The following is a 25,456-nucleotide window of genomic DNA, read 5'->3' as shown; positions in this document are numbered from 1 at the left end:
TTTCTTTAATCTTTTTAATTTTTCTTTTGTTTTTTATGAATTTTCAAATGAAAAAATTCATTTACTTTTGTGTATGCAATTAAAGTATTCGTTCATTATTCCCGTTTATAATCGCCCTGATGAAATTCAGGAGCTTTTGCAAAGTTTTGTAACTCTTAAAACAGATACTGACTTTGAAGTAGTTATAATTGAGGATGGTTCCACAATTACTTCAAAAGAAATAGTCGACACATTTAGTGGTAAATTGGATATATCGTATTACTTTAAGGAAAATTCAGGACCTGGTGATTCCAGAAATTATGGTATGCAACGGGCTCGAGGGAATTACTTTATTATTTTGGATTCCGATTGTATATTACCAGAAAATTACCTTGAAGAAGTTGATTGTGAATTAAAAAAAGGTTATGTGGACTGTTTTGGTGGTCCAGACAAAGCGCATCCTTCCTTTACCAATTTACAAAAGGCGATTAATTTTTCAATGACTTCTTTCATTACCACAGGGGGTATAAGGGGGAATAAGCATAGTGTGAATAAGTTTCAACCAAGAAGTTTCAACATGGGACTTTCCAAGGCAGCATTTCAGAATTCAAAAGGTTTTGGAACCATTCATCCTGGAGAAGACCCCGATCTGTCAATTCGATTGTGGAATCTAGGTTACAAAACTAAGCTAATCCCTAAGGCTTATGTATATCATAAAAGAAGAATATCTTGGCATAAATTTTACATTCAAGTTCATAAGTTTGGTATGGTGCGTCCAATATTAAATCAGTGGCACCCCAGGACAAAAAAAATCACCTATTGGTTTCCAACTTTATTTGTCATGGGCTTTGTTGTTGCCTTGTTTCTACTTTTTTTGGGGTATGAATGGTTATTTATCGTTTACGGGGTGTATTTTGCTATGGCCTTACTTTTGGCATTGGTAATTACTAAAAGCATTCTTGTTGCTTTATGGGCTGTTGTAGCTGTTGCCATTCAGTTTTTAGGTTATGGTTACGGATTTTTAAAATCAACTTTAGCTTTGGAAGTATTCAATAAAGACCCTAAGATACATTTTCCAAACTTATTTTTTAAACAGACATGATAAGGAAAGTTAAATCGAAATTACTCAGGTCAATACAAAACAAGCAACTAAATGTGTTTTTGTTGTTTTTGTTCTTGGCGTTTGTTATTCTCATTTTTTCAAAACTTTCTAAATCCTATACCAATACCATGGAGTTTAGAATAGAGAAGATTAATGTACCAGAAGAAAAGGTGATTTTAGATAATTCAGATTCTATTCTAAACATCACAATTAAGGCCTATGGTTTTAAATGGCTCGATTTTTACTTTTCAAGACCAAAAATTAGAGTCGATTTTTCTAAGGATGTTTTTGAGGGCTCTTCAAAGTTTGTCTGGACAAAGTCCAATTCAAGGCGACTAAGTATAAACACCTTTGCTAAGAATGTTGAGATTATTGATATATTTCCAGATACACTGGAATTTAATTATGATGTTAATCTAGTTAAAAAAATACCTGTAGAAATCAATACAAATATTACATTTATTCCAGGGTTCGATATATTCAATGGATTTAGCATTACTCCTGATTCTGTTAAAGTTATTGGACCAAAAGATGTTGTGGGCGCCATTGACTATATTGAAACTGAAACCCTTGTGTTAGAAGATGTAAAAAAGAATATTGATAAAACAATAAAATTAAAATTGCCAAAAAATGGTAATATTCGTTTTTCAGATCAATCAATACATTTAAAGGCTAGAGTTGAACGTTTCACAGAAGGGAGCTTAAAAATACCAATAAGTATTATAAATGTACCAACCGATTTACGAATAAAATACTTTCCAAAAGAGGTTACGGTAATGTTCTATACAAGTTTAGAGCATTTTAAATCGGTAAAACCAAGTGATTTTAAAGTAGTTTGCGATTATGGTAAAATAGGTAAAGAACAGTCCTTTTTTGTGCCGGAGCTAGTGGAAACATCTCAATTTGTTAAGAGTGTAAAGATTAATAATCAGCATATTGAATTTATTATATTAAAATGACCATAGTTGGACTCACAGGAGGCATAGGAAGTGGAAAGACTACTGTAGCTAAGGCATTTGTTGATTTAGGAATACCTGTTTATATAGCAGATGAAGAGGCAAAAAAACTTATGAACCAATCAAAAGTCATTAAGCGAAAGCTTATCGATCTCTTTGGTGATCAAGCCTATAAGAACAATAAATTAAACAAGCCTTTTATAGCCGGTATTATTTTTAATGATAAAAGCTATTTGTCACAAATGAATGAGATTGTTCATCCGCGCGTAGCAAGTCATTTTAAAAAATGGGTGTTAAAGCAAAATGCCGCTTACGTTATTAAGGAAGTCGCTATATTATTTGAAAATAGCGGTTACATGTCCTGTGATTTTGTAATTACCGTTACGGCACCAAAGGCGGTTAGGATAGAACGCTTGTTATCTAGGGATAATACTACTGTAGAACATATCGAAGCTATTATGGAAAACCAGTGGGAGGACAGTGACAGAGTGAAATTATCTGACTTTGTTATTCAAAATACAGATTTAGAAGACACTAAGCAACAGGTATTGGAAATACACCATGAAATTCTTAATAAAATAGCATAACTTTTAAATTTTAACATTTTTGTTAACGTTAGGTTAAATGCAATGAGCCCTAAATGTTAAAATGTTAAATTTGAATGATGAGCAAGAAAATATTTAGCCTACTAATTCTTTTAATGAGCTTGTCCCTAATTGGGATTATTTTTGTGCAGGCCTATTATATAAAGGGGTCTGTAGCTAATGAAGAAGATAGGTTTAATTTTAAGGTTAAAGGAGTATTAGCAAAGGTATCCAACCAAATCCAGGAGGATGAGTTGGCAGAGTATTTTAAGAAGTACCAAAAGGCTAAAGATCTAATAAGTGAAAATAAGGAAAACGATTCCGTTTCAGTTTCGCAATCGGTTTCCCAGTTGTTCATTTACCAAAAAAATAACGATACCAAACAAGCCCTTATTTACAAAAGTGGTATTTTGGAAGAAAATTATAAGTTATCATCGTCGCTCTTTGACATAGGTTTAGATAGTGTTAATGTTAAAAAAATTATTAGCAGTTCTAAAACAGAGATTTATGACAATATTGAGTTTTCTGAAAACGAAGTAAATGAAGCCGATATTGTGAGTATAATAAACAGTGGAGCTCTAAGTACCGCGGAGAAACTAAGTGTTGAAAAAGATTTTAAGGCGATTTCAAAACGAAATCCAATATACAAGAGGGTTTCAAAAGATAAAGTTTTTAATCTGCTTACTAAAAGGTTAAAAGAAAGCGACATAGATATCGATTTCGAATTTGCTATCTATAGTAATGGTTTGGCCACCAAGGTACAGAGTGATAATTTTGAATATGACAAGGCCTCAACCTTTAGTGTGCCCATGTTTTATGATGAAAATAACGTAAGCACTTATAGCTTGTTAGTGAATTTTCCAGATGACAAAAAGTTTATTTTGTCATCAATTATAGGTATGATTTTACTCTCAGTAATCTTTACATCGGTTATTATTATAGCATATTCCAGTGCTTTGTTCCAATTGGTTAAACAACGTAAGATATCCCAAATAAAGACAGATTTCATAAATAATATGACACATGAGTTTAAAACGCCTATTGCGACCATAAACTTAGCTTTAGATGCGATTAAAAACCCTAAGATTATTGATGATAAAGGCAAGGTTTTGAGGTATCTTAACATGATAAAGGATGAAAATAAGCGTATGCATGCCCAGGTAGAAAATGTTTTAAGAATATCTAAACTAGAAAAAAATGAACTTAATATTAGTAAGGACAGGGTAAGCCTACACGACTTAATTGAAGATGCTATAACGCATGTAGAGTTGATTGTTGAAAACAGGCAAGGCTATATAAAAACAGCTTTAAATGCTGGAAAACCATCGGTATTGGCCAATGAGACCCATTTTACTAATGTTATTGTTAATATTTTGGACAATGCCATAAAATATTCCCCAGAAGCACCGGAGATTGAAGTATCTACCGAAAATGTGGGGACAAATATTTTATTAAGCATTAAAGATCATGGTAGTGGTATGAGTAAGGCTGCTGCCAAACGGGTGTTCGAAAAGTTTTATAGGGAACATACCGGTAATATACATAATGTAAAAGGACATGGTCTAGGGTTGGCATACGTAAAGCGTATAGTTGATGACCACCAAGGACATGTATCAGTAGAAACAGAAAAAGATAAAGGAAGCACATTTACCATAAAGCTTCCAATAATTACATAACTATGGAAGAAATAAACAAGAAAATTTTATTGGTAGAAGACGATCCAAATTTTGGAACCGTTTTAAAGGATTATTTAATGATGAACGATTACGATGTGGTTCATGCTAAAAATGGTATGGAAGGCTTCGAGAAATTTAAAAAGGATGATTTCGATTTATGTATTCTAGACGTTATGATGCCTTATAAGGATGGATTTACTTTAGCAAAGGAAATACGTGAAAAAAACACCGATGTTCCTATAGTGTTTCTAACAGCTAAAGCCATGAAGGAAGATGTTCTTAAAGGCTATAAAGTAGGAGCAGATGATTATTTGAACAAACCGTTCGACAGTGAGGTTCTGTTAATGAAAATAAAGGCCATTATGCAACGTAAGGCTACCGAAACGATATCAGACAGTAAACAATTTGAATTCAAAATTGGTCGTTTCGATTTAAATTCGAAGTTACGATTTTTACGTTTTGATGGGGGAGACCCTATAAAATTATCGCCTAAGGAAAATGAATTGCTTCGTTTGTTGGCCTTACATGAAAACGATTTAATGCCACGAGAATTAGCACTTACCAAGATATGGCGAGACGATAATTATTTTACCTCACGTAGTATGGATGTGTATATTGCTAAGTTGCGTAAATACCTTAAACTAGATGAAAAGGTAGAAATCCTAAACATTCATGGTGAAGGCTTCCGATTGGTAATTAATGATTAGAAAACGTATAGATTTATATATAAAATCCAGTGATAATCTGGATTTTTTGCTTTCAAAAAAAGGTGTTTTAACAAAAATCTATCTTGCTTTAGTAAAACTTAAATCCGCTTAGCCAACCATTTCCTAAACTCATAAAAATTTTGTGGCGCCACACCGTGGCCAACTGGGAATTCGTTGTATTGGTGATTAATGTCCAACTTGCTTAGAAAAGGAGGGGTCTGTCTGGCCCAATCTACGGGAATCACTTGGTCTACACTGCCGTGGGAGCAATAAAAAGCTAAATGGGAATAATTACTGGTGTCTTTGTTTTCAGGAATAATATCCTGATTAATGTAACCACTTAATGCAATGACATTCTTTACTTTTTCTGGATAGGTTAAGGCCACAGCATAACTTAAAATCGTACCTTGACTAAAACCCAAAAGGGTAACATTGTCCTTGTTAACAGGGTAACTTGCAACAGCTTCATCTATAAATTTAGCAATTAAGTCCCGAGAATCTGCAGCTTGTTTATTATCACTCCATTTACCTTTTTCTGCATCAAAATTAATGGCGTACCATGCATTGCCAAAAGGCTTCATAGGGTATGGTGCTCTTAACGAAATGACAAACAGTTCTTCTGGTAGTTCCGATGCAAATGAGAACAAATCGTTTTCATCACTACCATAGCCATGCAGCATGATAAGTAATGGAGCATTTTCGTCTAAACTGGACTTTCGAACAATGTGGTGCAAAGAAAGTGTGTTGTGTTCCATTTATTGTCCTATCCTAGAAAACCATTTTTGAAACAAATCCCCTAAAAGTGGCACAGGCTGGGATTTACCCCCCAAAGCACTTACTATACCGAAAATGAATAAAACACTAAAAAATATCCAAAAAGCCAAGGTAGCGTACCAGCTATCCACGGCACTTATAACCCAGCCTAATACAAAATAGGTAAGCCATAAACCTAGGGATTGCCTAGTGTGAAAGCCTATGAATGGATTTTTTTTATCGTTATTCATAAAATAAGCGATAATGGTTCCTATAATGGTTAAATAGCTAACAAAAGCCAATGTTTTGCCCTCATTTATCTCTTGTTGATTCATTTTTATGGGTTTAAATACATTTTGTTATTCGCAATAATACCATACACTTTTCCTTTTAAAGAACTTCCTTTAAAAATGGCGTTTTTAGATCGGGATTTAATATCGTTTTCACTAAAGGTGTAGGTGTTATTAGGGTTAAAAAGAGTAGCATTTAGTTCTTGTCCTATCTTAATGGGGTTTGGTTCTATTCCAAAGCGTGACTTTCCCCTAGTTAAAACCTCAATGGCTTTTTTAGTGCTCAATACAGTCTGTAAGGCGCCAAAAGCACTTTCTAGTCCTATTGTACCATAGTTGGCATGATCGAATTCCACCTTTTTTTCTTCAATGTCTATAGGTGCATGGTCGCTGGTGACCATATCTATAGTGCCATCTTTTAGTCCTTCAATAAGAGCTTCTACATCATTTTGGGTTCGTAACGGTGGGATTACTTTAAAATTGGTGTCGAAATCGTTTAAGGCTTCATCGGTAAAACACAGGTTATGTATGGCTACACTACAGGTGACATCTAATTTTCTAGCTTTGGCTTCTTTTATCAATGCCACTGATTTAGATGTAGAAATGGTAGGTATATGCAATTTGCCTCCCGCATATTCCAATAAAAATAAATCGCGTGCTACTTGCAGTTCTTCAGCAAGCGCAGGATTTCCTTTTAAGCCCAGTTTGGTACTGGTAACCTGTTCGTTCATAACACCATTTCTGGTAATCTTATTTTCTTGAGGAAATGAACATACCAAACCATCAAAATTACAAGCGTATTGCAGAGCAATCTTCATCATGTTAGGATTGGTAACCGCAGTTTTATAATCGTAAAATGCTACAGCTCCAGCCATTTTCATATCGAAGAGTTCGGCTAAATCTTCACCTTTACTAGACCGTGTTAGAGCCCCTAAGGGTAAAAGGGTAACAGCATGATTGGCCGATTTTGAAAGTACAAAGGCAATATCGGCGTTGGTATCAATAACAGGGTTTGTATTGGAATTCATAACAACTGTGGTAAACCCAGAGGCCGCAGCTGTTTTAAGACCATTTTCAATAGTTTCACGCTCTTCATAACCTGGTTCACCAAAACACACACTACTATCAAACCAACCCTGGGATATATGAAGGTTATCTAACTGTATTTCTTTATAGTTTTTTGGGTTTTTTAGATTACTGCCAATATTGGTAATATAGCCATTTTGAACTAATAAATCCTGAGTGCTGTTATGAAACTCGCTTTTTGGATCTATGATGGTGGCAGACTTTATAAGTATGTTCATTTAAAGTATTTTAAGATGAGCATTTCTATTATGAGTAACAGTAGTGCAAAAATAACAAACCATTTCCATAGGGCGTTAATTTTTGTATCACTTTTTATAGTATCAAATACATCGTTTACCGAATTACTTATAGTAACCCCGTTAATTTTGGACAAGTCGAAAAATGTTAAATCACTTTCTTTTCTGTTATAATTGTAACTCACCCTAGATAAGGTTTGTGTTTTGTTTTTTACTGTATAAATACCAGATTTTATAGGGGTTTCCAAAGTTTTAACAACTACTTTTTTATTAAACTTTTGTTGTCTTGGAATGATGTTTATGTTGTTGTTCACTAGAGATAAAATATCATCTTGATGTAATTGTGCAGCGATAGCAAAACGGTTGTCGTTACCTATCGTATAATACAAATCTGGGTTTTTTAAACTGAATTTCCCAATGTTGTACAAAGTAGGAACAATAAGTGGTGAACTCTTAAAGTTTGAATAATCTTCATTTAATGCTGATGAAAATAAAAAAACACGATCCTTTGTATTTAAAAAAGGACTGCCATTTTCAAATTGTAGCGCATTTGAACCCATGTTAGATGTAATCGGATAATAACTATTGGCTTTAGGGTACTGAAAATTGCTAACCCGTTTTTCAAAAACCCCATTATTGTATAAGGGATGTGAATAATTAATTGTAGTTATAAATTTTTCATTTTGAATGGCTTCATTTAAAGCTAAATTAAATGGTCTCAACAAATCATTGTAGGAAGACAAATGGATTTTATTTGAAGGAATAATCAAGATAGAGCCACCTTCCGATACAAATATTTTTAATGTTGAAGCCAAAGGATTTGGAATTAACTCTAATTCATTTAAGATGATAAGATGTTGGTTGCTAATAAGGTTATAATCTAACTGTTTTATTTGGGTTTCAGTATAGTTAAATTCATCGGGTGTATAGATGCGTTTTAAAAAATCGTCGTTGGTCTTGTTTATAGCCAACACATTTATTTTTTGGTTGTCGTTGATATTAAAATAAAGGGTGTTGTCAAATTCAAGCGAAGTATCATCAATAACAATTTTTCCATTTATGGCGGTGTTGCTAGGCAAGGAAAAACGAGTTTGTACGATATTGTCCAGTGCAACAGCTGTTTTAGCTATTAAATTATCGTTGTTGTATAAAGAAACAGGTAAATTTTCAATCGAAACACCAGTGTTTTTTAAAGTAACTGTGAGATCTGTAGTAGAGGCATTTATATTGGAAATATAGACACTATCTATAGCAATATTGTTCGTGTTTACAGGTTGGAGTTTTACCAAATGTAAATTGGTAAGGGAATCAACAATTGGAATAAAATCAGCTTCGGTTTTCTGAAAATCAGAAATAAACACCAAGTTTTTAATGCTATTGCTATTTTTTTCAAATAAGGTATTACTTTTTAATAAAGCTGCTTTAGTTGGTAGAGCATTAGCAGAATAATCCAGTTGTAACAACTCATTTTTTATGCTTTTAATAGATGTATTTTTAAACGTATCGTCGTTAGTAAATATGGATATGTTTTTGTTTTCTGGAACGTTGGCGATAATATCCTGTATAGCACGTTTTAACAATTCACCCTGTTGGCCTTTGGCTTGCATACTAAATGAGTTGTCAAGATAAATAACAGTTTCGGACTTGGTGTCTATATGTGAAGAGTTAGACATAAAAGGTTGAGCGAAAGCCATTATAATAGCTGTAAACAACAATAATCTTGTTGCTAAGACCAACCACTTTTTAATTTGTGAACTTTTTCGGGTTTGCAGTATAGCCTTTTTTAAAAAAGCCACATTTGTAAAATCAACTTTCTTAAACTTCCGTAATTGAAAAAGATGAACAATAATAGGAATTAACAGTAAAAATAAGGCGTATAGAATTTCGGGGTGTTTAAACTGCATTCGTGTATTGATTTATCAAACCTACATATTTTTTTTGTTCCTAAAAGGTTAATTTAAATATTTTTTGAATCAGCAAAAGAATACATAATCCTTAACAGGTTTTAAACCTAGCTCATTAAAATATTGTCTAATTTCTTTCTGTGCTTTTTTATTGGCAACCGTAATAATGCTTTGTGAATTTTTAATTTGTTTTAATTTATCAAATGGCTGCATGGGTTTACCATAAATAGATTTCCCTATTTTGTTGGGGTTGTTACAGATCCATTCAAAAGGAATTCCACGTTTTAAAAATATTTTGGCGGCTATTTTACCTTTATTGCCTGCACCCCAAACGACTAAAGTTTTATTTACGTTATAATCAATATCAATAAAGTGCTTTGTTTTTAAAGTTGTAAAATGGTTATATGCGTAATGGATGTGAGTTCTTGAAGTTCGGGTACTGTAGTCACGCCAATAATGTAATATTTGGTTACAAGGAATGCATTTATAGCCATGTTTGTAAAACCTAAATGTTAAATCGTAATCTTCAGGATAAATATCAGGATTAAAGGCATCACAAGCTATTAAGTCACTTTTATAAACCATCCAACAAGGCGACGGAATAACACATTCTTTGTAGATTTCGGTATAATTGCTACCAGTTTGAACTAAATTATTTAGCCATTTCTCATAGCTTTTATAACCTGGTCCAACGCCATTCTTACTAAAATACTTAACCTGTCCTACAGCGACATGTTTCTGGCCATATTCCATGAGCAATTTGGTTAAGACTTCCAATTTGTTATTCGGCATGATATCATCACTGTCCATTCGGGTTATAAAAGTCCCTTTTGCATATTTAAAAGCAAGTTGTAGCGCTTGAATTATACCTTCTCCATTATTTCTTAACAGTTTTATTCTTTCATCTTTTTTAGCATATTGTTCAACGACCTTAAAACTTTTATCAGTCGACCCATCGTCAACAATTAATGCTTCCCAATGTTTATAGGTCTGGTTTATTATTGATTGTATGCATTCTGGAAGAAAAGATTCAGTATTTTTAAACGGTATTAAGACGCTTACTAAAGGATGTGACATATTGCGAATTTAACATAACCTTATGAAAATTAGGAGTAACATAATGGTATTTTTAGCGTCACTTAAAAAATATTTAATAAAATCAATATGAATACTAGATTTTTAAGCCTTGTTATTGTTGGTATGGTCTTTATTGGCTGTGGAGGAACTAAAAATATAGCTAACGATTTAGCTGTTAACACACCAATTGTTTCTGCAATACATTTAGATAAAGTAGCAGATGATAAAGTGCCAGTAAGCATTAATCCAGGACGTTTTACCAAAGAAACAGTAGTTTACAGATTGCCAAAAGTTATACAAGGAACTTATGCCATAGGTAATTATGGAAAGTATGTTGATGCTTTTAAGGCTTTCGATTATAATGGTAATGAAATGCAGGTTGACAAAATAGATACGAATTCATGGTCTATTAATGATGCCAAAAAATTGGATAAGATTACCTATTGGGTTAACGATACTTACGATATTGAGGAACAAGGTGGTATAGGTAAAGAAACCCCTTTTTCACCAGCAGGGACAAATATTGAACCAGAAAACTATGTATTAAACCTACATGGTTTTATTGGCTATTTTGATGTGTTAAAAAATAACCAGTATAAATTGGATGTTACAGCACCCAAAGGGTTTATACGTACCTCAGCTTTACAGAAGATGGGGTCCATAGCCAGTGAAGATGGAAGGTTTGAAACAAGTTCGTATATAGCAAACCGCTATTTCGAAATTACCGATAACCCCATGATGTATGGTAACTTGGATGTTGAAGAGTTTCAGGTAGGAGACATAAAGATTGTTCTAAGTGTCTATTCACCAAATAAGGTGCATTCGGCAAAGTCGCTTAAGGAAACCATGTTTAAGATGATGCAGGCACAAAAAGCGTATTTGGGAGACATTAACAGCACGCCTCGATACGATATTTATTTGTATTTATCAGAAGGTAAGGAAGATTCTCCAAAAGGTTTTGGAGCATTGGAACACCATACCTCCACTGTGGTGGTTATGCCAGAAAACATACCAGAAGAAGTTTTGGCAAGCAGTATGATTGATGTGGTTTCGCATGAGTTTTTCCATATTGTTACACCTTTAAGTGTGCATTCTGAAGATGTGCATTACTTTGATTATAACGACCCTAGCTTTTCTAAGCATTTGTGGATGTACGAAGGTGTTACCGAGTATTTTGCGACCCTGTTCCAAGTCAATCAAGGCTTGGTTGAAACAGATGAGTTTTACAATAAGATTATGGGAAAGATTCAGGCTTCCAGGCAAATGAATGATGCCATGAGCTTTACCATTATGAGTGAAAACGTGTTGAAACAACCTTATAAAGACCAATATTTAAATGTTTACCAAAAAGGAGCCTTAATTGGTATGTGTATTGATATTTTAATGCGTGAGGAAAGTCATGGTCAAAGAGGTATTTTATCCTTAATGAAGGAACTCTCCAATAAATATGGAAAAAACAAACCTTTTGAAGATGACAAACTTATAGATGAAATCGTGGCCATGACCTATCCTTCTATAGGTGAATTTTTCAACGATCACGTTATTGGTGATATTCCTATAGATTATAATACTTTTTTCGAAAAGGTTGGTTTGGAAGTTGGTGAAACCCAAATAGAGGCCAATTACATTTTAATGAACGGAATGCCTATTGTAAGTGGTAATCCCCAAGACGGCACCATATTTTTTACTGAAATGGCCTTGGAAAACAGTTTTTGGGTCGAGCAAGGTGTACAGGCTAATGATGTTATCAAGTCTATAGATGGTAAGGAACTCACTTTACAAAATGCCAACCAGTTATTGCAAGAGGTCTATATGTGGGAACCTGGTAAGGATGTTGAGATAAAGTTGGAGCGTCAAGGAGAGGAAGTTGTTATTAAAACCACCACCACACAAGGCTATACTATGGGTGAGGGCTTAATTGAAAAAGCGGATGCTACAGACACCCAAATGAGCCTACGCAAAGCCTGGCTAAAAGGTTAGATTTAACAGTTGATAAAATTAAAGCCTGTTGATATTAACTTCAGCAGGCTTTTTTTGGTGAATGATATTTTACTGATACTTTACGCGATAGTATCTAAATTAGTTTAAAAAACACTTAGTTTTTACTTGGGTTCTTTGTTAATATTTAGTTATTCTTTTACAATTTTTCTAGTTATGTTTCCGAAGTTTGTTTGTACAGAAAGTAAATAAATACCAGAAGACAAGAAAGATGTATTAATAGCATTTTTGTTTTCCTTAGAATTATCGATAAACAATTCTGCTCCTTTTAAATCTAAAATTTTAATAGTTTCAATTTGATTTGAATCTTCAACGGTTATATTAATCACATCTTTCATTGGGTTAGGGTAAATTTTAATACTATTGTTTAATAAAGATGATTTATCAATACTTAAAGAAGAAAAATCGACTATAGCGAGCTCATTATGTTTTGGTTTAGTTCCATTAGCTGTACCAAACGTATGTCTTTCTGTTACACTAGTGTTTAGCGGATTAAGTTCAATTAGGCTACCGGTGTTTATTGGTCCACCATTGCACGTTACATAAAGCCTCCCATTAGAAGACTCAACAAAGGTGCCTTGTGGCTGGGCTCCCTCTAAATCTAAAGTGTAGATGAAATTTAAGGTGTTGTTACTGATATCTATTGTATAAATGGTTCCTGAGTTTACATCTTCAGCGTCCTCTTGAACTGTTGTGGCATAAAGCAATCCATTTTTTTCAACAAAGCCTCCTTCCGGATACCAACCAAGGTTTTCAAGACCAGAACTAAAACTTTTAATCTTTTGAAAACCCGTACCATCTTTGTTTATTTTAAATACCATACCTTGACTAAAAGTTAAACCTCCTTCTCTAGAAGCTCCATATAGCACTCCGTTTGACGCCTCATATAAAGGGTTGTTTACTGCACGGTAGTACTCTTCTGGGGTACCACTACCATTTGTTGGCCCTGAAGAACTATGAATTACAGATAATTGATCGAGTGCTATATCATATTTAACAATGGCCCCATTACCTCCTCCTCCATTGTAGGTGGTAACATAAAGATTACCATCCGAAGCATATAAAAGTTTTGACTTTGGTTGTCCAAATTTTGGCGTAGTTGTGGTTAAAAAAGTATCCAGAACGGAAAAAGTAGCTGTAGAGGGATCAAAGGAGGATAATACTCCCTCAGTTCCTCCTAGGCCATTATTTTCACTAGCAAAGTATAACAATCCATTAGCCGCTAATGTTGGACTGTTGTTAAATGTATTTCCAATTCCTGATTGATCATCTATATACTCGATCACTGTATAAGCATTGGTTAAAGGATCAAATTGAAAAAATGTACCTAAGGCAAGAGAAGCTCCAGAATTGACAATTTGGCCACCTTGAGTAGTAAATCCATATAATTTTCCATTATTAGCCAAAGTCATACCGCCATAAGGTGCGCCACCAGTAGAATTCGAAAAGTCATAAAGTTTTTGAAAATTTTGTCCATTCTTATTTACCCTGTAAATGGTTCCTAATCCATTGGCTCCACCTTCAGATGTAGTGCCATACATATAAATTTGGGCGTTTGTTAGTACGCTAAAAAACAAACAAATAGCTATCCCAAGTAAAAGTTTTTTCATAATTATGTATATTAATACTATTGTAAAAATACTATTTTTTAATTAGTGTTGAAGTTTTTGGCTACGGATTTGTTGTGTAAAAATCCTTTGGGATTTCAAAGTAGGTTGGAACTAGCAATTACTTCTAGCCATCTTTGTTATTAATAGTTTTTAGTCCAAGGCCCAATCAATAATATCCTTATACAATTCAACCATTGGCTCAAGGACCTTCTCTTTGTCTTCGAATGACAATGTGTAAAAGGCAGATATCAGGTAGTTTTCATTTTTTACTCCCTCAATTTCGGGTGTGAACAAACTTTCTCTTGCAATAGTTTCTAAATCGTTTTCTATTAGTCTGTTTTCTAAGAACCGTTTTAAGTTTTTATCTTCTGATCTGACTCTTAGTATTTTTTTATTTTTGAAAATAAGCCTCAAAAAATGACTTCTATAATCAATTTTGAAATCACTTATCGTGATACCGTTCTTAAAATAGCAGCTAAATAGTCCTAACTGGGCATCACCAACTTTGTACTCAACGGAAATCATTTGTTCTTTGTAAGGTATTTTCAATAGTAAAGTTTTTACTCTTAGATCTTCATTATAATCAGCTCCTGGCATAAAAGTAATTAACTTTGAATAACTAGGCTCATATTCTTTCTTAAGTTCAACCCCTTCTTTCGAAGCTAATCTTTGAAATTGGTCTTCAAATAGGTTAATTTTAATTTCCATTTGCTTAAAATTATTACGACTTCCTCATGTGTTGACTAAAATAATTCATACCCTTTAATATTTAGCTGGTTTTCCATTGGAGAGAGAGGTTTTAATAAAAGCTCTTAGGTCGTCGTTTGCAGATAACAAATCCTCCTGCCTTAGGTACATCATATGGCCACTTCGGTAACCTTTAAACGTAAAACGGTCTTTCATTTTTCCACTGGGGTCTACTTGCCACATGGTATATTTAGCTGCAAAATAGGTTGTTGCCCCGTCGTAATACCCCGATTGTACAAGCACCTTTAAATAGGGGTTTTGTGCCATAGCCTGTCGTAATTGATCCCTGGTGTTGTCATTGCGTCTATCCCAAGGATGTACATCGCCAAACATATTGTACTTTATATCGGTTTTAAAATTAAGATGTTCCTTTATATAGTAGTTTATGGCTGGGGTAAAAGAGTGCAACCATGAGGTTAATTCTGGACTGTAATCAGGTGAATCACCAGCCTCGCGTTTGTCTATACCCAAATATCTGGAATCCAACCGTCCTATGGTTTGTCCTGTTTTATCTTTTAAGAGTTCCTTCCAAAAAAAGGGGGTTGGAACATCTAAATTATTCTGCAAAATGGCAGTTTCACTCAGTCCAGAGTAAAAACCCATTTTTTTGGCCACGTCTTGCTTTTCAGCATCTGAAATAAAACCACCCTTGGCCAAAGCAGGCATAAGCGTTTCTATGGCATAGTTTTCTACTTCGGGTAAAACTTCTAACAAATCTTTTTGTTGTAAGGCATTTGGTAATGCCTTTTGGTACCAGGCTGCTGCCGTAAAATAGGGGAGGTTTAAGGCAGAATAAATCGGTTGGCTGGTACTGTACAATTTATAGTCTGCAGGCGATACCAAAATAGCCCCATTTAAGTACATCCATTGGTTATTTTGCAAGGCATTGGCCAATCCCATTACCCGTGTTCCACCGTAGCTTTCTCCAATAATGTATTTAGGGCATGTCCATTTGTTGTTTCTGGAAACAAAAGTATTGATCCATTCGGCTAGGTATTTTATATCGGCATTGATGCCAAAAAAAGTTTCTCTTTCAGGAAGTTTGCCTTCCTTGTTTGGAAGCATTCTGGAATAGCCTGTATTTACAGGATTAACATACACAATATCTGCAACATCTAAGATAGAATTGGGATTGTCCTTTATGCCATAGGGCTGAATGGGGTAGCCTTCACTATCGATATTCAAAATTTTTGGCCCCGTATATGCTATATGCATCCAAACCGATGCTGATCCAGGACCGCCATTAAAAGAAATTAATAGTGGCCTATTGTCTTTGTTATTAATATTGTTACGTTGGTAATAGGTGTAAAATAAGGTTGCAATAGGATCGCCATTGGAATCCCAAACAGGTTGTGTTCCTGTTGTTGCTGTATATTGAATATCTACTCCCTTTATGGTTGTACTGTGTGATGTTACAACTACTGTATCTATTGGTATTTTTCGACTTTGGGCATTGCTTAAGTAGCATATAAGTGATAGGGAAAGAAATAAATTTCGCATTGTATTAGGTGTAAATTAGTTTAGTAAACTAAAAATATAGCTTTTAGTTATGCACATAAAAGAATTAACATACCTTAACATTTATTAAAACCCTTCAAAAACGCCTAAACCAAACAGTGCAAAGTCATATTTAACAGGATCGCTAGGATCTAGCTGTCTCAAAGTTTGGTCCAGTTCATAAAGTGCTTTGGCATCATTTTGTTTTCTTTTTAGTAAGCCTAGCTTTCTGGCAACATTACCAGAATGCACATCCAATGGACAGGATAACTGTTTAGGAGACAAGCTTTTCCAAATTCCAAAATCTACTCCGGAATTATCCCTTCTCACGAACCATCTGAGCATCATATTGATGCGCTTGGCCGCAGAATTTTTTAGTGGATCGCTAATGTGTTTTTGGGTTCTTGGTAAATGCTCAATTTCAAAAAATACAGATTTAAAATTTGAAATGGCATGTTGTAGCGAATCCTTTTTGGCATTTGTGTTAAAGATACTTTCCAACCCGTTGTGATTTTTATAAATATGCTGTAATGACTTAATAAATTGTTTACAGTCATCTCCATTAAATGTCCTGTGTACAAAGTGAATTAACGTTTCTAAATCCTTTGGTGAATGGTACATCACAAAATCGAAAGGGGCATTATCAAGTAAGTCCATTAGCCGTTTGGCATTGGTAATAATACTTTTACGATTGCCCCAAGCTATAGAAGCGGTTAAAAAACCAGCAATCTCAATATCCTCTTTTTGGGTAAATAGATGCGGAATTTGTATAGGGTCACTCTCAATAAACTTTGGATTATTGTATTGCCTTACTTTAGTGTCTAGAAAGTCTTTTAATTCATTTTTTGTCATTTTGCTGGGTGTAAATCATGGCTTCGTGCAGCCCATCAACTTGTTCTATATGGGAATATTGAAAACCTAACTTTTCTAGCACCTTTTGTGAAGCAAAGTTAGCTTTCATGGTTCTTCCAATTATTTCCGTATAATTTAATTTGGAAAACCCATAATCAATACAAGCTTTTGCGGCTTCGGTAGCATAACCTAAATTCCAATATGATTCTAAAAGTCGAAATCCTAAATCGATAAAGTGTTTATTATGATTTTTCAGCCCACACCAACCAATAGCTTTGTAGGATTGTTTTTCAATCATAATCCACCTACCAACACCAAATTTGCTATAGTCCGTATAATTTTTAATGAAATTTTTTGCCTCATCTAATGATGCAAAAGGAACATCGCCTGTATATTTTAAAACTTTAGGGTTTTGATTAAGCTCGAATAAAAACGCAGCATCACTAAGTTGAAATTCTCTTAAAAATAGCCTTTTGGTTTCAAGAATAAACATGAATTAAACAAAGTTACCATCTACCATCACTAACTTTCTATCTGCCATGTTGGCCAGTTCTTCATTGTGGGTCACAATAACAAAGGTCTGTCCAAATTCTTCTCGAAGTTTAAAAAAAAGGTGGTGTAGATTTTCTGCAGATTCACTATCTAAATTACCTGAAGGTTCATCGGCAAAAATTAAATCGGGATTATTAATTAAGGCCCGAGCTACGGCCACACGTTGCTGCTCTCCACCAGATAGTTCATTGGGTTTGTGGTCGTGACGCTCTTCAAGGCCAAGAAAATTCAATAGTTCTTTGGCACGTTTTTCAGCTTCTATTTTTTTTGTGCCTTTTATAAAGGCTGGGAGGCAAACATTTTCTAAAGCGGTAAACTCGGGTAATAATTGATGAAATTGAAAAATAAACCCAATATGTTCGTTCCTAAACTTTGCCAGTTTTTTATCACTAAGCGATTTAATTTCAGTGGCATTGATTTCAAGATTGTAATCTTCATTTTTTGAAGCTTTATCCAAGGTGCCTAAAATTTGTAATAATGTTGTTTTACCAGCACCAGAAGCCCCAACAATCGACACAATTTCCCCTTTGTTAACCATTAGGTTAACACCTTTTAGCACATGTAAGTTGTCAAAATATTTATGGATGTTTGTTGCCTTTATCATAAATCTTTTAAATAAAGGGTGAATTTAATATTTTAACTTGTCTTGAACAATGTTGTGTATATATCTTTTAAAAAATATCCTGTTTAAGGACTATTTAAACAATAAAAGCAAAGAAATGTCTATATTGAGAGCTAGAAAAAAGAAAGTTATGCCGTATAAGAAATTTGAGGAATACAATATGCAGGTCACCGATGATGTGAAGAACCGCTATAAAAGTATTATTGAAGACTTGGGTGAGAATGTTAAACGAGATGGACTTTTAAAAACACCCGAACGAGCAGCAAAAGCCATGCAGTTTTTAACACAAGGGTATCACCAAGACCCTATTGAAATTCTTAAAAGTGCCATGTTTAAAGAGTCTTACAATGAAATGGTTATTGTTAAGGATATTGAATTATATTCCCTCTGCGAACATCATATGTTACCTTTTTTTGGAAAAGTGCACATCGCTTATATCCCAAACGGGCATATTGTAGGCTTAAGCAAGTTGCCTAGGATTGTTGATGTTTTTGCAAGGCGATTGCAAGTACAGGAACGATTAACGGAACAGATATTGGATTGTATAAATGACACCCTAAAACCCCAAGGCGTAGCTGTAGTTATTGAAGCCTCACACATGTGTATGATGATGCGGGGTGTTCAAAAACAAAATTCAATAACTACAACTTCAGGATTTAGAGGGCAATTTGAAAAGATAGAAACTCGTAATGAGTTTTTAAAACTTATAGGCAAATAGGGTTTTAGAATATTTCTAGTATAATATTATGAACAAATATAAAATATTAGTATTGAGCATTTTATGTGACGCCATGGGTTACCTCTCTTTTGTTATACCTGGTATAGGAGAGTTCTCCGATATTGTTTGGGCACCCCTTTCAGGTTGGATAATGACCAAACTTTATAAAGGAAAACCAGGTAAAATTGCTGGAGTAATTACGTTTATAGAAGAAGCCTTGCCTGGGTTTGATGTGATACCAACATTTACATTAATGTGGTTATATACATATGTTTTTTATAGACCAAAAAGCTATAAGGAGGCCGATTGAAATAATTAAAAAATAATATTATTCCCAAAATGTCGTATCGAGCTTATCGAACTGTTGTTTTGGGATCTTAAAATTTTATTTTTCAGGATTAAGAATCAATTAATTTCTAATCAACCTCCCTAAAAGTTATAGTCTATAGGTTATACCTAAACTAAAATTTCTGCCCATATTAAAAAGACCATCGGATTTTAATCGGGACAAATGATGAATATAACTTTTATTAGTTAGATTCGTCCCAGATAGCATAATCTCCATATTGTTTTTAAATACCGTAATCGTTCCTCCCAATCCTGCACTTAATAGACCATAAGCAGCTGTAGGGGTTTCAAAATCACTTACTTTATTTTGACTAAATGTGAATTTGTGTTTTATAAATACATACCCGGTATTCAGCCATGTATTGTCAAATTCAGCCCGAAGTATATTGCTTAACGAATTGGCAGGAATTAAGGGTAAATAACGATTGTTGTTTTGCTTTCCGGTAACAGTTTCAAAACTGCTTTCAAAATGGAGCCAATCCAACGGGTGGGGGTGTAGGTGAAAACCAATCTCGCCACCATACAATTTGGCATTGTCCTGCAGATATACAAAAACGGGGTCTTCGTCAATAACATTCCCATTGGGCGATAAAAAAATATAATCACTTATCGTGTTGTGAAATCCATTGGCAAAAAGTTCTAGGTGGTCACTTTTGTATTCCAGTGCGACATCTATTTGTACATTTTTTTCGTTTTTAAGGTCTTCGTTACCAATCTCATAACGGTTTGTGCCTTCGTGAGTGCCATTGGATGTTAGTTCGGCTAAATTAGGAGCCCTAAAGCCAGTGGCTAAATTAACTCTTGCAATTAGGTTATCCATTATATTAGTTTTGGCACCCAAAGCGCCATTAAAACTGTTAAAGCTTTTTGAAATACCAGAATCGACATTTATCTTCCTGTTATCTAGTCTAGCCCCCAATTGAATGTCTATTTTATCAAAATGGATGTGGGATGTTGCAAGAACGCCAATATCATTGGTTGTTGCATTAGGTATTAATGTTTCTTCACCGTAGTTGGTGTTGCTTTGTGTCATACCTTGAAGTCCGATAATAGTTTCAAACTTACCAAGTTCTGGTAAATGGTATTTTACATCGTAGTTTAAGGTTTTTAATTTCATATGTAGGGCTGCTTCTAGAAGCTCATTCTCCATGTGTTCACCTTCATGTTCTTCATCTTCATGCTCTTCATCTTCGTGTTCTTCGTCATGGTGGTGCTCTTCTTCAAATTCCTTTCTATCATTGTATAACAATCCAAAATTGATATCTATTTTCGAGTCATTCAAAAAAATAGTCGATTTTGAACTTAAAACATGATTTACAATCCCTTGATAGGGCAGTAGAGGCGTTCTAAGTTTCGATTGTTCTCCTAGATCTTCTGGAATACCTAATTTCGATTCGTTTGCATTGTATCGCAACTCACTTTTAAAGTTGGTAGTTTGATATCCCAAGCCAACTTTAAAGTCTGTTTCCCTAAAGCGCGTGTTGGTTACACGATAACTCGCTGTTTTATAGTCGGCATGTTCAGTCACACCGCTCCGAAATATAAATTTGAAATGTTCACCAGATTGTTTTATACCTGCATTGGTAGTGTAACCAAGAGTATTGCTAAAATAATTCACCGCTCCATCAGCTTCTGTAGTATGGGCTTGTGCAAATTTTTCAGGATTGATATAGAGCACGCCACCCAAGGCATCACTACCATAAAGTAAGGAAGCTGGGCCTTTAATAATCTCGATACTTTCATTTCCGTAGCCACTTAGCCCTAAACCATGTTCGCTGCCAAATTGTTGGTTTTCTAAACGGACACCTTGATTATATACTAAAACTCTATTACTGCTAAGTCCCCTTATTACAGGTTTTCCTATACTTAAGCCTGTAGTAATGCTTTCCACACCAGCAACGTTTGAAATACCACTCGATAAATTTATGGCACCTTGCTTTTTTAGATCGTTTACACTTTGTTGTTCGACTTTCATTACATTTTCACTCTGTAATTTATGAAAAGGGGTAGATATAATGATGCCTTCCATTTCTATGGCTGAATGTGTTAACTCAATATTTAAAACAGCGTCGTATGGAAATTTAAGATTAAGCGACTGGGTTTCGTATCCTATAAAAGAGACAATGACGTTGTGGGTTCCGTTAGGTATGTTTTTAAGTTCAAAAAAGCCTTCAGCATCGCTTGAGCTTCCTTTTTCCAACTGTGGAAAATAAATATTCGCGGCTTCTATGGATTGTTTTGTGTGAGCATCTACAATATGTCCGGTAATATGGTTTTGTGCTTTTAAGGAAAACCATACCAGACATAGTAAAATGGATACTATGTTTTTCATTACTATAAAATTTTAAATTAATTTAATTAAAAAGTTTTGGAGCAGTGTCCAATAAGTTTTTATGTCAAATTAATTTGTGGAGGCCCTCGAAGTGAAAAGTGAAGTTGTTGAAAATCACTTAAAAAAATATAGTGTAATACAATTAACTGTAGAGTTTGCTTTTCGCAAAAAAGATTTGCTTCAAATGAAGAAGTTGTAAAGTTTTTGCTGAGATGGAATTTTAAAAAGACACAGTCTAAATCTACTTGATGAATATGGGTAGACGTTTCGTCATTACATACCTTATGGGTATGATGGTTGAATATGTGTATAAATTTAAGCGCTGTTGGGGTTAAAAATATAACTATAATAAATACAGTTAATAACTTAAATGCAATATGTTGCCTTAAATTATGCATTAATCAACCAATCGTTTAAAACCAATTCTACGAAGCATTTTCTTTTCAAAATTCCAGAAAAATTGATACTGTCCAAATAACCAACCAATCAAGACCAATAAAACTTGATAAAAAATAAAGCCTATTAAAATATATAATGTCCAATAGGCAAAAGCGGGTAAATTCTCTTTAGTAATACCTAGTAACTTAATTATTGGTCTTCCTACATAAACAGAAGAAGACCCAGTAATGGCAAATACAAAGAAAATATTTATGAGTTCCCATCTGTAGTTTACCTTCCATTTTTTTTGAAGTCTATCGAAAAGCTTTAAAACAATTTTTAACAATATAAAAAAGAAGAAGAGGCTTAAAAGAAAAACAAAACCAATATGTTCATCTTTTAAGAATAGCAAGGATAATTTGTAGGAAGAATATCCCAAACCAACTATTCCCAACAACAGGAAAACAAATTGCCAATTTTTATTTATGTCCCAACGACTTTTTAATTTTTCCACATTATAAAATTAGAAGAGCAAAAATATGAAAAACAGATTTAAATTCTAGGGACAAATGGACCTAATCGTTGTTTGTAAGTCAATTGAAAATAAATAAAATAGTTATATAATTTGTAATTTACTTCATAGCCATAATCAATATTAGGACTATAATCTATTTGTAGCTCATAAAGATTGGGATTATACCGCTGTGGTTGAAGCACTCTTTGGTTCCATTCTGTAACATAGAGGTAATTTCTGTTTTCCAAAAAACTTTTAGAATAGTAGCCTTCTGGCCTTGCCATACTCATTAACCAAGCATTGAATCCAGGTTCTATTATTATAATTTCATATTCCAATTCATCATTGGTTATGGTAACTGTATCACTGGTAGGCTTTAACAAATCCTGTTCAGTCAAATTGTTGTTGGAAGATACAGGCTTTGCTGTATTGCAGCCAATGATTAATCCAAGGGTAAATAAAAGTAGAATTGAATTTTTCATATTTCTATTTTTTACAGGAACAAAATAAAATTAATTTACAGATTGTAGAAATTCGATTAAGTGAGTTGTCTCTGTAATGGATTGAACTATACTTTAGTATTGTAGTTTCATACAACATAAAGTTACAAAAATTGTACCTTATAAACTTATTTTTAAAGGGCTTTTAACAAAAAGCCCTAACATTTACAGTTAGGGCAATCTTATAACCAAGATGGTTATTTATGGTATTTATTTGTTAACCTAATATGCTTACAATTTGCGAAGCTAGTTCGGTACCAATACGGTCTTGAGCTTCATTGGTTGCAGCACCTGTATGTGGTGTTAACGATAATGAAGCGTTCATTAGCAATTGAATTTCAGGTTTTGGTTCTTTTTCAAACACATCCAGAGCTGCACCTGCAACTTTACCGCTTTCTATAGCTTTAACCAGAGCCACCTCATTAACTACGCCACCACGTGCCGCATTAGCCAGGATAACACCATCTTTCATGATGTTAAATTCGGCTTCGTCAATCACATAGTCCTTTTGAGATGGTACGTGAAGTGTAATGAAGTCCGCTTGCTTTAATACCTCTTCTTTAGTGATGGTTTCAATTTCAAAGTTTACCTTTTGTCCGTCAAAGAACTCTAATTCTAAATTAGCCTTTTCTAAAAACGGATCGAAGGCAATAACTTTCATTCCTGCACCAAGCGCTACTTTGGCAGTGGCTTGACCTATACGCCCAAAACCTAAAACACCCAGTGTTTTTCCTTTTAGTTCTACCCCTTTGGCGTAGGCTTTCTTTAAACCTTTAAAATTGGTATCACCCTCTAAAGGCATATCTCTGTTTGAATTATGTAAAAAACGGGCCAAACCATAAAAATGAGCAAAAACCAATTCGGCAACAGAATGGGAAGATGCCGCTGGGGTATTGATTACATGTAGGCCTTTTTCACGGGCATATTCTACCTCAATATTATCCATACCTACACCACCACGACCAATAATTTTTAAAGTAGGACAAGCATCAATTAGATCTTTGCGAACTGTTGTTGCACTTCGAACCAATAGAACAGTAATACTATTCTCGTTTATATAATTAGCCAATTGTTCTTGCGCTACAGTAGTAGTAATTACTTCATACCCTGCTTTTACTAGAGCATTGATACCACTTTTGGAAATTCCATCGTTTGCTAATACTTTCATTTTTTATGTAAAGAGTTAAAGGTTGACAGTTAAAAGTTCGTTGAACGATTAATAGTTCAACCTAAAAATTAAATTTTATTTTTAAAGTTTGAATAAGCAACTAAACACTTTAAACGGAGGTTACTTGCTATAAACTGTTTTTAAGCTTTACTTTCTAATTCACTCATGACTTCTACCAGAGCTTTCACGCTATCCAAAGGTAGGGCGTTGTACATTGAAGCACGGTATCCGCCAACACTTCTGTGACCATTAAGTCCGTTTATACCTGCATCTTTTAGCATGGTTTCAAAGGTTTCCTTTAAATTTTCGTTCTCTAGGGTAAATGTAGCATTCATGTTAGAACGATCACCCTTGACGGCAAATCCCTTAAATAAAGGGTTTAGGTCGATTTCAGAATAGATTAAACGTGCTTTCTTTTCGTTTTCTTCTTCAATCGCTTTTATGCCTCCCAATTTTTTCAACCATTCTAAAGTTAACATTGAGGTATAAACAGCAAAAACTGGAGGGGTGTTGAACATACTACCACTAGCAATATGTTTTTTGTAATCCATCATAGAAGGAATTTTTCGGGATACTTTGCCTAAAATATCTTCTTTAACAACAACTAAGGTTGTTCCAGCAGGGCCCATATTTTTTTGAGCTCCGGCATATATTAAATCGAATTTTGAAAAATCGAGCGAACGTGAAAAAATATCGCTACTCATATCACATACCATTGGGATAGGAGAATCTGGAAACGACTTCATTTGTGTTCCAAAAATGGTATTGTTTGAGGTACAGTGAAAATAATCGTAATCCTCTGGAATATCATACCCTTTTGGAATATAGTTATAGTTGGCATCTTTTGAAGAAGCCAACTCATAGATATCATCAAAAATTTTAGCTTCGGCCATAGCTTTATTGGCCCATGTGCCAGAGTTTAAATATCCTGCTCTTTTTTCCAATAAGTTTAAAGCAACCATTAAAAACTGTGTACTGGCACCGCCTTGTAAAAACAAAGCTTTATACCCTTTTCCCTCCAAACCAAGCAATTCTAAAGCTAGAGATCTGGCTTTTTCCATAACATCCACAAATGCTTTGCTACGGTGTGATATTTCTATCAAGGATAACCCACTATTGTCTAATTCTATAATGGCCTGAGATGCTTTTTGTAAAACTTCCTGAGGCAAAATGCATGGCCCTGCACTAAAGTTGTGTTTTTTCATCTGTTTATTTTTATTTTTAAACTGTGTGATGTGACCCTAAATATTTAAAATACACCATTGCGGAG

General features: G+C 34.2%; 24 protein-coding genes. 8 read left to right on the top strand and 16 right to left on the bottom strand.

All coding sequences use genetic code 11. The features are described from left to right. Positions 1-73: 73 nt before the first annotated feature. From MR053_RS08140 to MR053_RS08120, 5 genes are all read left to right on the top strand, one after another. Positions 74-1,081, top strand: coding sequence for a glycosyltransferase (locus MR053_RS08140; protein WP_242131964.1), 1,008 nt, complete (start codon positions 74-76; stop codon positions 1,079-1,081). Then, positions 1,078-2,040 (top strand): CdaR family protein, encoded by a 963-nt coding sequence (locus MR053_RS08135; protein WP_242131963.1) that lies wholly within the window; start codon positions 1,078-1,080, stop codon positions 2,038-2,040. The genes MR053_RS08140 and MR053_RS08135 overlap by 4 nt, the downstream gene beginning before the upstream one ends. Then, entirely contained in the window at positions 2,037-2,624 is a 588-nt protein-coding gene (gene coaE, locus MR053_RS08130; RefSeq protein ID WP_242131962.1) for a dephospho-CoA kinase, read from the top strand. The genes MR053_RS08135 and coaE overlap by 4 nt, the downstream gene beginning before the upstream one ends. Before the next feature lie 77 nt (positions 2,625-2,701). After that, entirely contained in the window at positions 2,702-4,297 is a 1,596-nt protein-coding gene (locus tag MR053_RS08125) for a sensor histidine kinase (RefSeq protein ID WP_242132173.1), read from the top strand. Between the two features lie 2 nt (positions 4,298-4,299). Next, positions 4,300-5,004, top strand: a complete 705-nt coding sequence (locus tag MR053_RS08120; RefSeq protein ID WP_242131961.1) for a response regulator transcription factor — start codon at positions 4,300-4,302, stop codon at positions 5,002-5,004. Between the two features lie 98 nt (positions 5,005-5,102). On the opposite strand, the gene MR053_RS08115 is transcribed toward MR053_RS08120, so the two are convergent. The 5 genes from MR053_RS08115 to MR053_RS08095 form a co-directional block, all read right to left on the bottom strand. Beyond that, positions 5,103-5,759, bottom strand: coding sequence for an alpha/beta hydrolase (locus MR053_RS08115; protein WP_242131960.1), 657 nt, complete (start codon positions 5,757-5,759; stop codon positions 5,103-5,105). Next, positions 5,760-6,092 (bottom strand): DUF4870 domain-containing protein, encoded by a 333-nt coding sequence (locus MR053_RS08110; RefSeq protein ID WP_242131959.1) that lies wholly within the window; start codon positions 6,090-6,092, stop codon positions 5,760-5,762. Between the two features lie 2 nt (positions 6,093-6,094). Further along, a complete protein-coding gene (locus MR053_RS08105) occupies positions 6,095-7,351 on the bottom strand; it encodes a dihydroorotase (protein ID WP_242131958.1) in 1,257 nt (418 codons plus the stop codon). Beyond that, positions 7,348-9,273 carry a vWA domain-containing protein gene (locus tag MR053_RS08100; protein ID WP_242131957.1) on the bottom strand — a complete coding sequence of 642 codons (1,926 nt, stop codon included), beginning with the start codon at positions 9,271-9,273 and terminating at the stop codon, positions 7,348-7,350. Before MR053_RS08100 ends, MR053_RS08105 begins: the two co-directional genes overlap by 4 nt. Positions 9,274-9,342: 69 nt before the next feature. Then, positions 9,343-10,350, bottom strand: a complete 1,008-nt coding sequence (locus MR053_RS08095; protein ID WP_242131956.1) for a glycosyltransferase — start codon at positions 10,348-10,350, stop codon at positions 9,343-9,345. A gap of 87 nt (positions 10,351-10,437) precedes the next feature. Between MR053_RS08095 and MR053_RS08090 the strand changes: the two genes are divergently transcribed. After that, complete coding sequence (locus tag MR053_RS08090) at positions 10,438-12,330, top strand: M61 family metallopeptidase (RefSeq protein ID WP_242131955.1); 1,893 nt, start codon at positions 10,438-10,440, stop codon at positions 12,328-12,330. Between the two features lie 149 nt (positions 12,331-12,479). Here MR053_RS08090 and MR053_RS08085 read toward each other — a convergent pair whose 3' ends face one another. The 6 genes from MR053_RS08085 to MR053_RS08060 form a co-directional block, all read right to left on the bottom strand. Then, positions 12,480-13,958, bottom strand: coding sequence for a choice-of-anchor tandem repeat GloVer-containing protein (locus tag MR053_RS08085; protein ID WP_242131954.1), 1,479 nt, complete (start codon positions 13,956-13,958; stop codon positions 12,480-12,482). Positions 13,959-14,108: 150 nt separating this feature from the next. Next, entirely contained in the window at positions 14,109-14,666 is a 558-nt protein-coding gene (locus MR053_RS08080; protein WP_242131953.1) for a hypothetical protein, read from the bottom strand. 54 nt (positions 14,667-14,720) lie between these two features. Beyond that, a complete protein-coding gene (locus MR053_RS08075; RefSeq protein ID WP_242131952.1) occupies positions 14,721-16,205 on the bottom strand; it encodes a S10 family peptidase in 1,485 nt (494 codons plus the stop codon). Positions 16,206-16,289: 84 nt separating this feature from the next. Next, positions 16,290-17,054 carry a TIGR02757 family protein gene (locus MR053_RS08070; protein WP_242131951.1) on the bottom strand — a complete coding sequence of 255 codons (765 nt, stop codon included), beginning with the start codon at positions 17,052-17,054 and terminating at the stop codon, positions 16,290-16,292. Further along, positions 17,041-17,547 (bottom strand): GNAT family N-acetyltransferase, encoded by a 507-nt coding sequence (locus MR053_RS08065; RefSeq protein WP_242131950.1) that lies wholly within the window; start codon positions 17,545-17,547, stop codon positions 17,041-17,043. Before MR053_RS08065 ends, MR053_RS08070 begins: the two co-directional genes overlap by 14 nt. 3 nt (positions 17,548-17,550) lie before the next feature. Then, the gene (locus MR053_RS08060) at positions 17,551-18,210 is read right to left on the bottom strand and encodes an ABC transporter ATP-binding protein (RefSeq protein WP_242131949.1); all 660 of its coding nucleotides are present in this window, start codon (positions 18,208-18,210) and stop codon (positions 17,551-17,553) included. A gap of 148 nt (positions 18,211-18,358) precedes the next feature. Between MR053_RS08060 and folE the strand changes: the two genes are divergently transcribed. Both folE and MR053_RS08050 read left to right on the top strand, forming a co-directional pair. Then, complete coding sequence (gene folE / locus MR053_RS08055; RefSeq protein WP_223551824.1) at positions 18,359-18,946, top strand: GTP cyclohydrolase I FolE; 588 nt, start codon at positions 18,359-18,361, stop codon at positions 18,944-18,946. Positions 18,947-18,974: 28 nt separating this feature from the next. Next, positions 18,975-19,256 carry a hypothetical protein gene (locus tag MR053_RS08050; protein ID WP_242131948.1) on the top strand — a complete coding sequence of 94 codons (282 nt, stop codon included), beginning with the start codon at positions 18,975-18,977 and terminating at the stop codon, positions 19,254-19,256. A gap of 126 nt (positions 19,257-19,382) precedes the next feature. Here MR053_RS08050 and MR053_RS08045 read toward each other — a convergent pair whose 3' ends face one another. The 5 genes from MR053_RS08045 to serC all read right to left on the bottom strand — a co-directional run bounded on the left by MR053_RS08045 (position 19,383) and on the right by serC (position 25,391). Beyond that, positions 19,383-21,626, bottom strand: a complete 2,244-nt coding sequence (locus MR053_RS08045; RefSeq protein ID WP_242131947.1) for a TonB-dependent receptor — start codon at positions 21,624-21,626, stop codon at positions 19,383-19,385. Positions 21,627-22,023: 397 nt separating this feature from the next. After that, positions 22,024-22,518, bottom strand: coding sequence for a DUF6787 family protein (locus tag MR053_RS08040; RefSeq protein ID WP_242131946.1), 495 nt, complete (start codon positions 22,516-22,518; stop codon positions 22,024-22,026). A 38-nt stretch (positions 22,519-22,556) separates the two neighbouring features. Further along, positions 22,557-23,000, bottom strand: a complete 444-nt coding sequence (locus tag MR053_RS08035; RefSeq protein WP_242131945.1) for a DUF6146 family protein — start codon at positions 22,998-23,000, stop codon at positions 22,557-22,559. A gap of 235 nt (positions 23,001-23,235) precedes the next feature. Continuing rightward, positions 23,236-24,186 (bottom strand): D-2-hydroxyacid dehydrogenase, encoded by a 951-nt coding sequence (locus MR053_RS08030; protein WP_242131944.1) that lies wholly within the window; start codon positions 24,184-24,186, stop codon positions 23,236-23,238. A gap of 140 nt (positions 24,187-24,326) precedes the next feature. Beyond that, on the bottom strand, positions 24,327-25,391 hold the full coding sequence (gene serC, locus MR053_RS08025) for a 3-phosphoserine/phosphohydroxythreonine transaminase (RefSeq protein ID WP_242131943.1): 1,065 nt from the start codon (positions 25,389-25,391) through the stop codon (positions 24,327-24,329). Between the last annotated feature and the right edge of the window lie 65 nt (positions 25,392-25,456).

The sequence above is a fragment of the Aestuariivivens marinum genome (assembly GCF_022662175.1).
Lineage (GTDB): Bacteria > Bacteroidota > Bacteroidia > Flavobacteriales > Flavobacteriaceae > Aestuariivivens > Aestuariivivens marinum.
This window is presented reverse-complemented; position numbering and strand designations above follow the sequence as displayed.